General features: G+C 61.8%; 14 protein-coding genes and 2 pseudogenes. 12 read left to right on the top strand and 4 right to left on the bottom strand.

Annotated elements, in window-relative coordinates:
* Positions 1 to 635: pseudogene (locus QZ501_RS12705) on the top strand (helicase); the annotation flags it as partial.
* A gap of 47 nt (positions 636 to 682) precedes the next feature.
* On the opposite strand, the pseudogene QZ501_RS12700 reads toward QZ501_RS12705, so the two are convergent.
* A pseudogene (locus tag QZ501_RS12700) lies at positions 683 to 1,159 on the bottom strand (transposase); the annotation flags it as partial.
* A gap of 257 nt (positions 1,160 to 1,416) precedes the next feature.
* Between QZ501_RS12700 and thyA the strand changes: the two are divergent.
* From thyA to QZ501_RS12680, 4 genes are read left to right on the top strand one after another with little or no spacing between them, the layout of a single operon-like run.
* A complete protein-coding gene (gene thyA, locus QZ501_RS12695; RefSeq protein WP_363174786.1) occupies positions 1,417 to 1,836 on the top strand; it encodes a thymidylate synthase in 420 nt (139 codons plus the stop codon).
* 9 nt (positions 1,837 to 1,845) lie between these two features.
* Positions 1,846 to 2,358: a dihydrofolate reductase gene (locus QZ501_RS12690; RefSeq protein WP_151440840.1), complete on the top strand. Its 513-nt coding sequence runs from the start codon at positions 1,846 to 1,848 to the stop codon at positions 2,356 to 2,358.
* Positions 2,359 to 3,147 (top strand): thioesterase family protein, encoded by a 789-nt coding sequence (locus tag QZ501_RS12685; protein WP_295719962.1) that lies wholly within the window; start codon positions 2,359 to 2,361, stop codon positions 3,145 to 3,147.
* 1 nt (position 3,148) lies between these two features.
* The gene (locus QZ501_RS12680) at positions 3,149 to 4,033 is read left to right on the top strand and encodes a DMT family transporter (RefSeq protein WP_295719959.1); all 885 of its coding nucleotides are present in this window, start codon (positions 3,149 to 3,151) and stop codon (positions 4,031 to 4,033) included.
* Here QZ501_RS12680 and QZ501_RS12675 read toward each other — a convergent pair.
* Positions 4,027 to 4,365: a hypothetical protein gene (locus QZ501_RS12675; protein ID WP_295719957.1), complete on the bottom strand. Its 339-nt coding sequence runs from the start codon at positions 4,363 to 4,365 to the stop codon at positions 4,027 to 4,029. The genes QZ501_RS12680 and QZ501_RS12675 overlap by 7 nt on opposite strands.
* Before the next feature lie 137 nt (positions 4,366 to 4,502).
* Between QZ501_RS12675 and QZ501_RS12670 the strand changes: the two genes are divergently transcribed.
* Entirely contained in the window at positions 4,503 to 5,129 is a 627-nt protein-coding gene (locus tag QZ501_RS12670; RefSeq protein ID WP_095617985.1) for a methyltransferase domain-containing protein, read from the top strand.
* Positions 5,130 to 5,154: 25 nt separating this feature from the next.
* On the top strand, positions 5,155 to 5,730 hold the full coding sequence (locus QZ501_RS12665; RefSeq protein ID WP_151440844.1) for an LON peptidase substrate-binding domain-containing protein: 576 nt from the start codon (positions 5,155 to 5,157) through the stop codon (positions 5,728 to 5,730).
* Here the strand turns inward: QZ501_RS12665 and QZ501_RS12660 are convergent.
* Positions 5,655 to 6,710 (bottom strand): GGDEF domain-containing protein, encoded by a 1,056-nt coding sequence (locus tag QZ501_RS12660; RefSeq protein WP_160898662.1) that lies wholly within the window; start codon positions 6,708 to 6,710, stop codon positions 5,655 to 5,657. The two genes, QZ501_RS12665 and QZ501_RS12660, sit on opposite strands and share 76 nt — an antisense overlap.
* Positions 6,703 to 7,533, bottom strand: coding sequence for a diguanylate cyclase (locus tag QZ501_RS12655; protein WP_160898661.1), 831 nt, complete (start codon positions 7,531 to 7,533; stop codon positions 6,703 to 6,705). The genes QZ501_RS12660 and QZ501_RS12655 overlap by 8 nt, the downstream gene beginning before the upstream one ends.
* A gap of 115 nt (positions 7,534 to 7,648) precedes the next feature.
* Between QZ501_RS12655 and QZ501_RS12650 the strand changes: the two genes are divergently transcribed.
* From QZ501_RS12650 to mrdA, 5 genes are read left to right on the top strand one after another with little or no spacing between them, the layout of a single operon-like run.
* A complete protein-coding gene (locus tag QZ501_RS12650) occupies positions 7,649 to 8,905 on the top strand; it encodes a glutamate-5-semialdehyde dehydrogenase (RefSeq protein WP_295719951.1) in 1,257 nt (418 codons plus the stop codon).
* A gap of 12 nt (positions 8,906 to 8,917) precedes the next feature.
* On the top strand, positions 8,918 to 9,562 hold the full coding sequence (gene nadD, locus QZ501_RS12645) for a nicotinate-nucleotide adenylyltransferase (protein ID WP_295719949.1): 645 nt from the start codon (positions 8,918 to 8,920) through the stop codon (positions 9,560 to 9,562).
* A 2-nt stretch (positions 9,563 to 9,564) separates the two neighbouring features.
* Positions 9,565 to 9,915 carry a ribosome silencing factor gene (rsfS, locus tag QZ501_RS12640; RefSeq protein ID WP_151440848.1) on the top strand — a complete coding sequence of 117 codons (351 nt, stop codon included), beginning with the start codon at positions 9,565 to 9,567 and terminating at the stop codon, positions 9,913 to 9,915.
* A 1-nt stretch (position 9,916) separates the two neighbouring features.
* Entirely contained in the window at positions 9,917 to 10,390 is a 474-nt protein-coding gene (gene rlmH, locus QZ501_RS12635; protein WP_151440849.1) for a 23S rRNA (pseudouridine(1915)-N(3))-methyltransferase RlmH, read from the top strand.
* A gap of 2 nt (positions 10,391 to 10,392) precedes the next feature.
* Positions 10,393 to 12,279 carry a penicillin-binding protein 2 gene (gene mrdA, locus QZ501_RS12630; RefSeq protein ID WP_160898659.1) on the top strand — a complete coding sequence of 629 codons (1,887 nt, stop codon included), beginning with the start codon at positions 10,393 to 10,395 and terminating at the stop codon, positions 12,277 to 12,279.
* Positions 12,280 to 12,480 lie beyond the last annotated feature (201 nt).

Genomic DNA, 12,480 nt, shown 5'->3' with positions numbered 1-12,480 from the left:
AAATTGAACCGCCTTACCAAAAGTTAAGCCCACCCAGCTCACAAGCAAAGAAAATTGCCGCACTATTTTTTCATTATAAGTATCGGCGCGGAGCAATAAATGAGTTTGAAAACGCAGTAAGTGGTTTGAATAAGGAAGCCTCAGCTTCGAATTTTGAGCAGTCATTGGTTGAGCTTGGGAAGTATCTCGGTTTTACTGCAGAGAGGTTCGATGATAAAGGGAAAGGACCGGATGTATTATGGCTAATGCCCGATGACGTAGGCGTTGTAATGGAGGCGAAGAGCCGTAAGAAATCAGATAATCCTCTTACAAAAGACAACCATGGCCAGCTTCTTGTGGCTGACGAATGGTTTAAAGAGAAGTATAAAGACTATCGTTCACTTAGAGTCTCGGTCCACCCAAATAGCTTGTCTACAGACCAAGCCGAAGCGCATAACTCTTATGTTTTAACTTATGATAACCTCCAACGGTTAGTTGTTGAAGTTCGCCGCCTAGTAACCGAGTTAGCAGAATCTAAGGTTCCCCAGCAGGAGATCGAGTTACTTTGTGCGAGGCTTCTTGAAACTTCAGCGATAAAATCAACGGAAATAGCGGAGAATTTTTTCTCCAAATTTGAAGTTGTTTCAAAGAATTGAAGGTGGGTCGCTCGTCGGGATAATAGACTGATAAAGTGCTTGGCCAGCTGCTCACCATGCAAAGGAATGTCGGTACCATCGAAATCCAGAACCAGCTCTTTCGGTGGCGCCTTATCTTCGTCGATGAACTGCTGTCACATTACCCGGTGAGCCTCGACAACCGCCTGGCGATCCACGCCGCGTTCCATCCGGCTCAGCGTGGACTTGCCGGCGAGGGGCTGATCCCGGCCGATGGCGCTTTGCAGGATCTGGTCAAAGCGCAGTTGCTGGTGATCGTTGAAGTCCTCGTAGCCGGCTGCCAGCCCATACACGCGCTGGGCCACCCTCGATGGCAGTGAGTGGCGAACCTTCGGGCTCGTGCGTGAATCGTTCAGTGCGCCAGCGAGGTGGCGGGTCAGGCCGTGGTGTTTATCGACTTCACGCAGAAGCAGCAATCCGGCATCGGAACTGATATGGCTACCGGAGAAATCGGCTTCAATGAGGCAGCGACCGAGTGGCGAGAAGGCGAGTTTTTCAGGTACCATTCTGGATAGCGGCTTTTGGTGTGGATTTTTGGTGTAAGGTCCTGAAATTCTAGCACTTTAAGCCGCTTCTTCCTTCCTTTTACTGCCTTCTCGTGAGAAATCCGGGCTAGGGAAGGTGAGGACCTGGCTCCTTGAAGCATCTTTTGAAGACACCCTTTCGAGGGAGCGAGGGTGCTTTTTGATTTTTGCACAGTGCATCAGAAACAAGTTGAGGAATAAAAATCTTAGTTTGGTAACCGTAGGTTATTGAAAATCGTATGATTATTTGGGCCTCCTGGGTTGGTGTTAGTCACGATCGATTGTGCATAAAAATTTTTGCACAAGCGCATATTGGTGGTTCAGCCCACCCACCCACACTGATTGTGCAAAAATTCAGTCGTATAATTGCGATGGGTGTGCCGTTCAACATCGCCTCCTACAGCCTGCTCACCTGCATGATGGCCCAGCAGGCCGGCCTGGAGCCCGGGGATTTCGTGCATACCTTCGGGGATGTGCACCTGTACCAGAATCACCTGACCGACGAGATTGTTTACGAGCAGCTGCGCCGCACGCCGGGCCCGTTGCCGGAGCTGGCGCTGCGACGCTGCCCGTCGAGTCTTTTTGAATACAGGGAAGAGGATTTCCGTATTACGGGTTATGATCCGTACCCGGTAATCCGTGCCCCCATCGCCATCTGAGGTCTGTTCATGCGCATTGCACTGATGGTCGCCATGGCCCGGAACCGGGTGATCGGCCGTAATAACCGTCTTCCCTGGTATCTGCCCGAGGAGCTCCAGTACTTCAAGCAGGCCACCATGGGCAAGCCCATCATCATGGGGCGCCGCACCCATGAATCCATCGGTCGCCCGCTTCCCGGGCGCAGCAACATCGTGCTCACCCGGGATACGGCCTGGTCGGGGGAGGGCGTCTGCGTGGTGCACTCCCTGGAGGCGGCTCTGGAGCAGGCGCAACAGCAGGGGCTGATCGATGGCGCCGAGGAGGCCGTGGTCATTGGTGGAGCCCAGATCTACGCGGAGGCGCTGCCGGTGGCGGACCGGCTCTATCTGACCGAGGTCCATGCCGAGGTGGAGGGGGATACCTTTTTCCCGGAGGTGGATCTCAGCCGCTGGGAGGAGGTTTCACGCGTGGATCATGCCGGTGGCGAGGAAGCCAACCGCTACCCTTACAGCATTGTTGTTTACGACCGGGGAGAGGTCTGAATGAGTGATTTCGACAACCTGATGCACGCCGCCCGGGAAGGGCGGGCTGATCTGACTCCGGATTGGGGCCAGGGGCGTGCCACGTTTGGCGGGCTTCTGGCGGCCATGGCCCATGAGGCCATGCGGGGGCAGCTGGTGGATGAGCGGCCACTGCGCTCGCTGGCGGTTTCCTTCGTGGGGCCGGCGGCGCCGGACCAGCCTGTTGATGTGAGTGCGGAGATCCTGCGCCAGGGCAAGGCGGTAACCCAAGTGGAGAGCCGTATCCACCAGGGCGGTGACACTGTCATGGTGGCCATGGGCAGTTTCGGGTCCGGCCGGGAGTCCGTGGTCTCGGTGGATCAGGAGGCTGCCCCGGAAGCGCCGGATCCCGGTTCCGCGCAGCCGATGCCGCAGATCGAGGGCGTAACCCCGGATTTCATGCGCCACTACGATCTGCGGTTCTGTCTCGGCGGGTTTCCGTTCAGTGGCTCAAGCGACCGCACCATGGGAGGCTGGATGCGCTTCAGTGAGGCGCCGCCGGCCATCACCCATTCGCACCTTGTGGCCCTGGTGGATACCTGGCCTCCGGCCGTGCTGCCGCACCTGAGCCAGCCGGCGCCGGCCAGTACCCTGAGCTGGACCATGGAGTTGGTGCACCCCATGCCATCCATCGGTCCCTCCGACTGGCTGCTCTACCGCGCCACCATTGATCAGGCCCGGGACGGCTATGGCCTTACCCGGGCCGGCATCTGGACCGCCGAGGGCGAGCTGGTGGCCCGCAGCCAGCAGACGGTCACGGTTTTCGCCTGAGATGAATGATCAGCGCCAGGCCATGATTCTGGGCGTGACCACGGTGCTGCTGTGGTCGACGGCGGCGACGGCCTTCAAGATCTCGCTGGAACACCTGTCGCGCACCGGGCTCATGTTCTGGGGGGTGACCTTTTCCATACTGGTGCTCGTGGCCTGGCAGGCGTGGCAGAGGCGCCTGGGTGAGACCCTGCGCCCGGGGCGGAAGGGGCTGCTGCTGTCCCTCGGGTTCGGACTCATCAATCCGATCCTCTACTACATCCTGCTGTTCGGCGCCTATGACCTGCTGCCGGCGCAGGAGGCGATGGCCATCAACTACACCTGGGCCCTGACGCTCACCTACCTGGCGGTGCCGTTTCTGGGCCACCGGCTGAAGACGGTGGACGCCCTTGCCGGACTGATCTGCTACAGCGGTGTCTTCATCATCGCCACGCGCGGGGATCCGCTGGCATTTGATCTCTCAAACGGGCCGGGCGTGGTGCTGGCCCTTCTGAGCACACTGGTCTGGGCGTTCTACTGGATCTTCAATACCCGTGATACCCGCGAGCCGGTTGCCGGTCTGCTGCTGAACTTCCTGGTAGCCTGGCCTTTGATTCTGGTTCTGGCTCTTTGGGATGGCTGGCAGTGGCCTGCCTGGCAGGGGCTGGCCGGAGCCGCCTGGGTGGGTGCCTTCGAGATGGGGATCGCCTTCGTGCTCTGGCTGCTGGCCATGAAGAAGGCCACCAATACCTCGCGCCTGAGCAACCTGATCTTTCTTTCACCCCCGCTGTCGCTGGGCTTTATAGCGCTCATCGTGGGCGAGCCGATCCTGGGGTCAACGGTGGTGGGGCTGGCACTGGTCATCACCGGGCTCTACCTGCAGCAGCACGTGCACTCGCGCAGTCAGTGATCCTCGACCGGACGGCGGTTGGAGCGCGGGTCTTCCCAGTCGAGTTCACGCGGGTCGTACCAGTCGAGCGCTTCGCGCACGCGCTGGCGTGAACGTTCGGAGAGTGTGTCCCAGATGGCTTCGAAGCGTTCCGTGGCCTCGCTGCGGACCGGGCCGCTGCGACTCTGAAGGCGGTGAATGATGGCAGGAAGGCCCAATGCCTCGCCCAGCTGGCCGGGCACGATGCGCTCCTCACCCAGAACCTTGCGCTTGTGGGTACGGCTGGCGAGCACATGCTGGAGCGCCTCGGCGGCGCTCAGGGCGCTTTCCTCGGAGAAACGGTTGTCAGTCACGATGGTATGACCTGGATTCAGAGCCGATCCGGGAACTATAACGCGCCTGTAATCCGGCTGTCTGCCCCCAAGGGAGATGACGAGCGAACCCGTGATTGGTACTGTATCAACCTTCTTGAATCGAGGGAGTACAGAAAGTGGACAACGACAGCATCAAGGGTGCCTATAAGCGTTACGCACCGGTGTACGACTGGGTGTTCGGGCTGGTGTTCCGGAACGGCCGGCATGTGGCCATGGACTCTCTTCAGTTTGAGTCCGGGGATCATGTCCTCGAGCTGGGCGTGGGCACAGGCCTTTCGCTGCCGGAATATCCCGATGACGTGGATATCCATGTTACTGGCGTTGATATTTCACAGGACATGCTCGACAAGGCCGAGAAGCGCATCCAGAAGCACGGCCTGACCAACTGCGAGCTGTACAACATGGACGCCGAAGCGCTGGACTTCCCGGACAACAGCTTCGACAAGATCATGGTCCTGTACGTGCTCTCCGTGGTGCCTGATCCCTACAAGGTAATGAGCGAGGTGCGCCGGGTCGCCAAGCCGGGTGCGGACGTGATCTTCGTTAACCACTTCGCCAAGGAGAATCCCCTTGTCCGCCGGTTCGAGTCCGCGCTTTCGCGCTGGGCCGCGCCGCTTGGCTTTGATCCGGACTTCCCCATGGAACCGGTGCTTGAGAATGTGGGCCTGAACGTGGAGAGGATTGAGTCCGTGAACCTGTTCGGTTACTGGACCATGCTGCACGGGCGTTGCCCCGAAGAGTAACCCCTGTCCGCCGGGAGCCACGGCTATGAATCGAGCACTGTTCCCTCTCAACTCGGTGGTGCTTCCCGGCGGCCGCCTGCCTCTGCGGCTCTTCGAACGCCGCTATATGGACATGCTCACCCATTCATTGCGCGCCCGGGAGCCCTTTGTGCTGGTTCTGCTTGAGCAGGGCGGCAGTGATACCAGCGCGGATGCCGCCTTCCATCCGATTGGCTGTGAGGTTTCGGTGGTGGATTTCTCGCCGCTGGAGAACGGCTTGCTGGGCATTACCGTGGAAGGTCTCGGCAAGGTGTCCGTGGCCCGGAACTGGCGGGAGACGGATGGCCTCAACCGCGGTGACGTGGTGGCTTTGCCCGAGGAGCCCCGGGCGCGTACGCCCTTGCGGCACGAGGATCTTTCCGAGCTGCTGGCGGCGCTGTGCCGGCATCCATCCGTGGCGGAACTCGGCCTGACCATTGACTACGACGATGCGCGTCAGGTCGGGTGGCGGCTGACGGAGCTGTTGCCGTTGGCTATTGAGCAGCGTCAGTCGCTGGTGGAGATGGATGACCCCTTGGAGCGGCTGGAAGTGCTGTCACGGCTGGTGGATGATATGGAGTGAGCCTGAGTGCCCAGGTGCCAGACCTGGTCGTGGCCGCGCCTCTGGGCCTCCCCGAGCGCTTTCTCACAGCGCTGGCGCAGTGAGTCCGCCGAGGTTTCCCCGGGCGAGCGCGTGGTACAGCCGATGCTGGCTGTGATGCTCTCCACCGTGGGCCAGCGTGACTCGCCCAGCAGCCGCCGCACGCGTTCCGCGGTCACCCGCAGCCCCTCTTCAGGGGTGAACGGCAGCAGCAGGAAGAAGCGGCCGTCGCCCAGATGGTAGTGGCTGTCCCCGGCCCGGATGGTGGTACGCAGGCTCCGGCTGATGGCGGCACTGAGCCCGGTCAGTGCGTCCTCGCCGTAAACACCGGAGAGTTCCTCCCGGTGATCGATCCTCAGCAGGGCCAGCGACAGCGGGTGGCCCGTGGCCTCGGAGCGGCTGATCTCCCTGCTGAGGGTCTCATTGAGACTGCGTTCGTTGTAGGCCCCGGTTTCCGGGTCCACGATGGTCAGCGTGTCCACGTAGCGGGCACTGGCATGATAGTGGCGCGCGAACCAGCCGGCACCGCCTGCCAGGAGCAGGGCGGTGCCGGCGAGCGTCAGTTGTTCCCGCGGTGGCAGATTCCAGGCCGCGATCAGGCTGAGGAGCAGGCCAGCTGCACAGAGGGCGGCGGCCTGGTGGACCCTGAGAAGCAGGAAGGCAGCCATCAGCATCGGGTAGAGCCAGTAGAAGGCAAGGGACGGCTCCCGGGCAATGGCCTGGAGAATAATGATGGCCATCAGGACCAGGATCAGCAGGTGGCTGCGGGTCTGAAGCTGGCGGTGTCGCCGGATCAGGGTGGCGGCAATGCCGGCGGCCGCCAGAGCGGTAATGGTCAGGCCGCTGAAGAACAGCTCGTAGAAGCCGTAACGCAGGCTCCGTTCCGCCAGGATCATGAAGCACAGCAGCATCAGCGCATAGACGACGCTGTTCGTACGGGTGCGCAGTGCGGTTTCAGTCATGACCTGTGCCTCCGGCGTCCGTCCATGTAAGCGTCCGGTTGCCCCCCTGTTTCTGGGCCCGGCGCAGGGTTTCCTGGGCCTTTTCTGAAAGGCTGCGGGCGTCATCGCCCACATTGGCGCCCACCACGCCGGCCGAGAGCGTCAGCTCCATCCCTTCGCGGGTGAGCATGTCCTTGGCCTGGCTGCGGATGCCTTCAATGGTCCGGACGGAATCGGGTGTCGCAGTGGCTGGCAACACAATGATGAAACCGGTTTCATTATTGCGGTAGTAGCTGTCGAAGTCCCGCAGGGTGCGATGCAGCAGCCGGCCGAGCCGCACCATCAGGTTGCTCTGATCCTGTTCCGGGAGCGGGGTTTCGGGGGCATCAAGATGCAGGACAGCCACGGTAACCGGTGTGCCTTCGCGCTCACCCCGCCGGATCTCACGGTTCAGGTCACTGTCGAGGTAGTCCCTGATGGAGGCGAGGGTGAGTGAGTCGGTGCGTCGCAAGGGGGCCAGCTGGGCGGCCTTGTATTCCCGCAGGTACACGAAAACCGCGGCCAGGCCGGTGGCAAGGATCAGCATGGGTACGAACTGGTGGCGGGCCATGCCGAGTTCGGACGACAGACCCAGGCTGAGTGTGGCGGCCAGGAAAACCGCGCAGCCGGCTCCTGCCACCCACAGGCCCCAGCCGGCGAACAGTGACAGCGGCACCAGGAACGCCAGGGGCGTCAGCCAGGGCCAGTGCCCGGCGAAGATCGCGAGGCTCAGAAGCAAAAGCAGCAGGGATCCGGCCCGCAGGGTCCACCGCAGTGGTACGGGCATTGCTGTTTCCGTTTCCATGATCAGCTCCCGGTGTTGCAATGCGAGGCTGTATCCGCTGCCCCACGCACGCGTATAATAGCGTACTTTTCCCGCAGTGCCCTGAAAACAGATGCGGAATCCGATTGGGAGGGATATGAGCACAGAATCCATGATGCGGGCCCTGGGTGAACAGGCCAGGGCGGCGAGCCGCGAACTGGCGCGTTCGAGCACCGGAGCGCGCAATGAGGCCCTTCTTGCCACGGCCCGGGCGCTCGACGCCAGCCGGGAGACGCTGCGGGCGGAAAACCGTAAGGATCTGGAGGCGGGTCGTGACAAGGGGCTTGATGAGGCCATGCTGGACCGCCTGGAACTCACCGGCGGCCGCATCGATACCATGATCGAGGGCCTGCGCCAGGTCGCCGGGCTCACGGACCCGGTGGGCGTGATCACGGATATGGAGTACCGTCCGTCCGGTATCCAGGTCGGGCGCATGCGGGTGCCGCTGGGGGTGATCGGCATCATCTACGAGTCCCGTCCCAACGTCACCGTGGATGCGGCCAGTCTCTGCATCAAATCCGGCAACGCCACGGTGCTGCGTGGTGGCTCCGAGGCCTCGCACTCGAATCAGGCCATTGCCGCATGCGTGGCACAGGGGCTGCGGGAAGCCGGGTTGCCCGAGACCGGCGTGCAGGTGGTTGGAACCACCGATCGCGAGGCCGTGGGTCACCTGATCCGGATGCCCGAGTACGTGGATGTGATCGTTCCCCGTGGTGGCAAGAGCCTGATCGAGCGCATCAGTAATGAGGCCTCGGTGCCTGTCATCAAGCATCTGGACGGGATCTGCCACAGTTTCCTGGATCGTGACGCGGATCCGGAGAAGGCCGTGAACGTGACGCTCAATGCCAAGACCCAGCGTTACGGCACCTGCAATACACTGGAAACCCTGCTGGTGGATGGCCCCGTCGCCGAATCCCTGTTGCCGCCAATTGCCGAGCAGCTGCAGCGTATCGGCGTGGAACTGCGAGGCTGCGCCACTACCCGTGCCATTCTCCCGGAGGCCGGTGAGGCAACGGAGGAGGACTGGGCCACGGAATACCTGGCGCCGGTGCTGTCGATCCGGGTCGTGGACGGGCTGGATGCGGCCATGGCGCACATCAACCGTTACAGCTCCCAGCATACCGACAGTATCATCACGGAGAACTATACCCGGGCGCGGCGCTTTCTGACGGAGGTGGACTCCAGTTCTGTGATGGTCAATGCCTCCACGCGTTTCGCGGATGGCTTTGAGTACGGCCTCGGGGCCGAGATTGGCATTTCCACCGACAAGCTGCACGCCCGGGGTCCGGTAGGGCTGAAAGGGCTGACCAGCCAGAAATACGTTGTGTTCGGGGATGGCCATGTCCGTGATTGACCTGGAGCCGGCATGCTGCACGTGATGCTGGGCGGCACCTTCGACCCCGTCCACAACGGCCACCTCCGGATGGCGGTGGAGCTGCATGAACGTTTCGACGGTGCCCGCATCCGGCTCATGCCCTGCCATCGCCCGCCGCACCGTGATCAGCCGGGGGCGGAGGGCGCCCACCGGTTGGAAATGTTGCGGGACGCGGTCGCGGAAGAGCCGGGACTGATGGTGGATTCCCGCGAACTGGACCAGGACCGGGTATCCTATACCGGCGAGACCCTCCAGCAGCTGCGGTCTGAGCTGGGGGCGGAGACCCCGCTGGCAATGGTTGTGGGAACCGATGCCTTCAACACCTTCGATCAGTGGCGCGGCTGGATGCAACTGCCGGAGCTCGCCCATATAATCGTGGTCAACAGACCCGGATTTCCTTTGGCGCCCCCCGAGCCTGTTGCAGCCATGTTGCAGGAACGCCGGGCAGCCGAAGCGGCTGAGCTCCAGCGCAGTGCCAGTGGTTCCATTCTGGTGATGGAGTTGCCGTTGCTGGAAATTGCGGCCACGGAAGTCCGGAGCCGGGCGGTTGCCGGGCGATCAATCCGCTACCTGGTGCCGGATGCGGTCTGGCGCACCATTCGGGATCAGGGGCTGTACCGACTTGAAACAGGATGATTATGGATTCTGAACAACTGAAGTCACTGGCGGTGGATGCCGTCGAATCAATGAAGGGCCAGGACGTGGCTGTACTGGACGTGCGCGACCGTACCAGCATGACGGATTACATGGTCATCGCCTCGGGCAACTCCAATCGCCATATCCACTCGCTGGCTGAGGAAGTGGTACAGCGTGCCAAGCAGGAGGCGGACAGCAAGCCCAAACTCGAGGGCGGTGAAACCAGTGACTGGGTGCTGGTGGACATGGGCGACGTCATCGTCCACCTGATGCTGCCGGCAACCCGGGAATTCTACGATCTGGAACGGTTCTGGCGGGATGCTCCGGGGCTGGGCGCCGCGGGTACGGAGTAGCATGCACCTGAAGGTCATCAGCGCCGGGCAGAAACTGCCCGACTGGGTCAATGCGGGCTTTGAGGAGTACCGCAGGCGCTTCCCCCGCGAAATGCGGCTGGAGCTGACGGAAGTGCCCCTCGGTGGGCGGGGGCGTCAGGCCGATACGGCGCGCGCGGTTCGGGATGAAGGCGAGCGGATGCTGAAGGCGCTGCGAGGCCCTGAGTGGGTGATCGCCCTTGAGATTGACGGTCGCCAGTGGTCCACGGAGAAGCTCGCCGAGCGCCTAGAGCACTGGCGGATGGAAGGGCAGGACGTGGCCTTTTTGATCGGTGGGCCGGAAGGACTCTCGGATGCCTGCCGGCAGCGTGCCAATCAGGCCTGGTCGCTGTCGCCGCTGACGCTTCCGCATCCCCTGGTGCGGGTGATGCTGGCTGAGCAGCTTTACCGTGCCTGGAGCATCAACTGCAACCATCCCTACCACAGGGCTGGCTGACAATGAGCTGGGGCACCCTCCGCAATACCAGCCAGGAACGGGAACTCTTCCAGCGCCGCTCCTTCGTGGCCATCATCGTGGTTATCCTGATGACCGGGGTCCTGATCGGCCGCTTCTACTACCTCCAGATCATCGAACACGAAACCTACACCACCATTTCCGACCGCAATCGGGTCCAGGTGCAACCCGTGCCTCCGACAAGGGGGCTGATCTACGACCGTAATGGGGTGCTGCTGGCGGAAAACCGCCCGGTTTTCAGTCTGACGGTCATCCCGGAGCAGGTGTCGGACATGGATGCCCTCATTGGTGAGATCCGGGATATTGTCGACGTTCCGCCGGGGGATGTTGAGAACTTCCGTGAGCGGCTGGATGAACGGCGCCGGCCTTTCGAACCCGTGCCGCTGCGTTACCACCTGACTGAAGCCGAGATGGCCAGACTCGCCGTGAATCGTCACAGCCTGCCCGGTGTGGAGATGGAGGCACGGCTGGTGCGGTACTACCCCTATGGCCGGCTGACCTCCCATGTGCTGGGGTATGTGGGCAGGATCAATGAACAGGATGCACGCCGCATTGATCAGGTGGCATACGCGGGCACCCACTACATTGGCAAGACGGGTATTGAGCGGGTCTACGAAAAGGAGCTGCACGGTGAAGTGGGGTATCAGAATGTTGAAACCAACGCCCGTGGCCGGGTCATGCGGGTACTTGAGCGCGAGGACCCCAGTCCGGGCCAGGACCTGACCCTGAACCTGGATATCCGGCTTCAACAGGTGGCTCACGAAGCACTGGGCGACAGGCGTGGCGCCATTGTTGCCATTAACCCCGAGACGGGTGGGCTGCTGGCGCAGGTCAGTACCCCCGGGTTTGATACCAACAAATTTGTTACCGGTATTGGTCACGAGAGCTATGCCGAGCTCCGGGATTCGCTGGACAAACCCCTGTTCAACCGTGCCACCCGCGGCCAGTACCCGCCGGGTTCCACAATCAAGCCCATGCTTGCCCTCGCCGGGCTGGCCTCGGATACCGTGACCCAGTCCGAGATCGTCTATGACCCTGGTTACTATGAATTGCCGAACAGCAGCCAGGTCTTCCGTAACTGGAAGCGGCAGGGGCATGGGGACACGACCCTGTATGACGCGATCGTGCTGTCCAGCGATACCTATTTCTACAAGATGGCGTACGAGATGGGCGGCGGTATGATGGCTGACTATCTGGAACATTTCGGGTTTGGTACCGTTACCTCCCTGGACGTCAGGGACGAGCTTCCGGGGATCCTGCCAAGCCCGGAATGGAAACGCCGGGTGCACAATGAGCCCTGGTATCCTGGGGACTCCGTGAACATGGGCATCGGCCAGGGCTATTTCCTCTCCACGCCCCTGCAGCTGGCGGCGACGACCAGCGTGCTCGCCAGCCGCGGAGAACGTCATGCGCCCCGCCACCTGCGCTACATCGAGGGCGACATTCCGGCCCGGCATCTGCTTCCGGACGTTGTGCGTCCTCCGGTCGAGATGGCCAGTGAGTCGGACTGGGAATACGTCATCAACGCCATGGAGGACGTGGTGCATGGCTCGGAGGGCACCGCCCGGCGTATCAGTCCGGGTCTTAATTACCGCATGGCGGGCAAGACAGGCACCTCCCAGGTGTTCAGTCTGGAGGGGGAAGAGTATGACGAGGATGAAATCGCCAAGCGCATGCGGGATCATGCGTTGTTTGTTGCCTTTGCTCCGGCTGACGATCCGGAAATCGTTGTGTCCGTGCTGGTGGAAAACGGCGGCAGCGGCAGTGCTACGGCAGCCCCCGTGGCGCGCCAGGTGACGGATGCATGGATCAATGGCTTCCCGGAGGTGCTGACGGAACAGGCGGTGCCGGGGGCGATGGACGATGAATGATGGGGTCACCGGGGGAGAGCAGCCGTGAGCCATGAGTTCGTACGCCAGATTGCGTTTGAGCCGGATCACCTGAACCGCCGTGGCGGGTGGATGAGCCGGCTGCACCTGGACCCGTGGCTACTGCTGTTGCTGTTCCTGATCATGGGGGGCGGGCTGGTTGTTCTGTACAGTGCGGGCGAGAATGGCATGGCCATTGTCCAG

Origin of the sequence: uncultured Halovibrio sp., from assembly GCF_913056445.1 — a bacterium.
GTDB lineage: Bacteria > Pseudomonadota > Gammaproteobacteria > Pseudomonadales > Oleiphilaceae > Halospina > Halospina utahensis_B.
This window is presented reverse-complemented; position numbering and strand designations above follow the sequence as displayed.

Bases quoted from the DNA above. Each gene is read 5' to 3' on its own strand.
- thyA (WP_363174786.1), top strand. From the start codon at position 1,417: ATGATTATTTGGGCCTCCTGGGTTGGTGTTAGTCACGATCGATTGTGC.
- QZ501_RS12690 (WP_151440840.1), top strand. From the start codon at position 1,846: ATGCGCATTGCACTGATGGTCGCCATGGCCCGGAACCGGGTGATCGGC.
- QZ501_RS12685 (WP_295719962.1), top strand. From the start codon at position 2,359: ATGAGTGATTTCGACAACCTGATGCACGCCGCCCGGGAAGGGCGGGCT.
- QZ501_RS12680 (WP_295719959.1), top strand. From the start codon at position 3,149: ATGAATGATCAGCGCCAGGCCATGATTCTGGGCGTGACCACGGTGCTG.
- QZ501_RS12665 (WP_151440844.1), top strand. From the start codon at position 5,155: ATGAATCGAGCACTGTTCCCTCTCAACTCGGTGGTGCTTCCCGGCGGC.
- QZ501_RS12660 (WP_160898662.1), bottom strand. From the start codon at position 6,710: ATGACTGAAACCGCACTGCGCACCCGTACGAACAGCGTCGTCTATGCG.
- QZ501_RS12655 (WP_160898661.1), bottom strand. From the start codon at position 7,533: ATGGAAACGGAAACAGCAATGCCCGTACCACTGCGGTGGACCCTGCGG.
- QZ501_RS12650 (WP_295719951.1), top strand. From the start codon at position 7,649: ATGAGCACAGAATCCATGATGCGGGCCCTGGGTGAACAGGCCAGGGCG.
- nadD (WP_295719949.1), top strand. From the start codon at position 8,918: ATGCTGCACGTGATGCTGGGCGGCACCTTCGACCCCGTCCACAACGGC.
- rsfS (WP_151440848.1), top strand. From the start codon at position 9,565: ATGGATTCTGAACAACTGAAGTCACTGGCGGTGGATGCCGTCGAATCA.
- rlmH (WP_151440849.1), top strand. From the start codon at position 9,917: ATGCACCTGAAGGTCATCAGCGCCGGGCAGAAACTGCCCGACTGGGTC.
- mrdA (WP_160898659.1), top strand. From the start codon at position 10,393: ATGAGCTGGGGCACCCTCCGCAATACCAGCCAGGAACGGGAACTCTTC.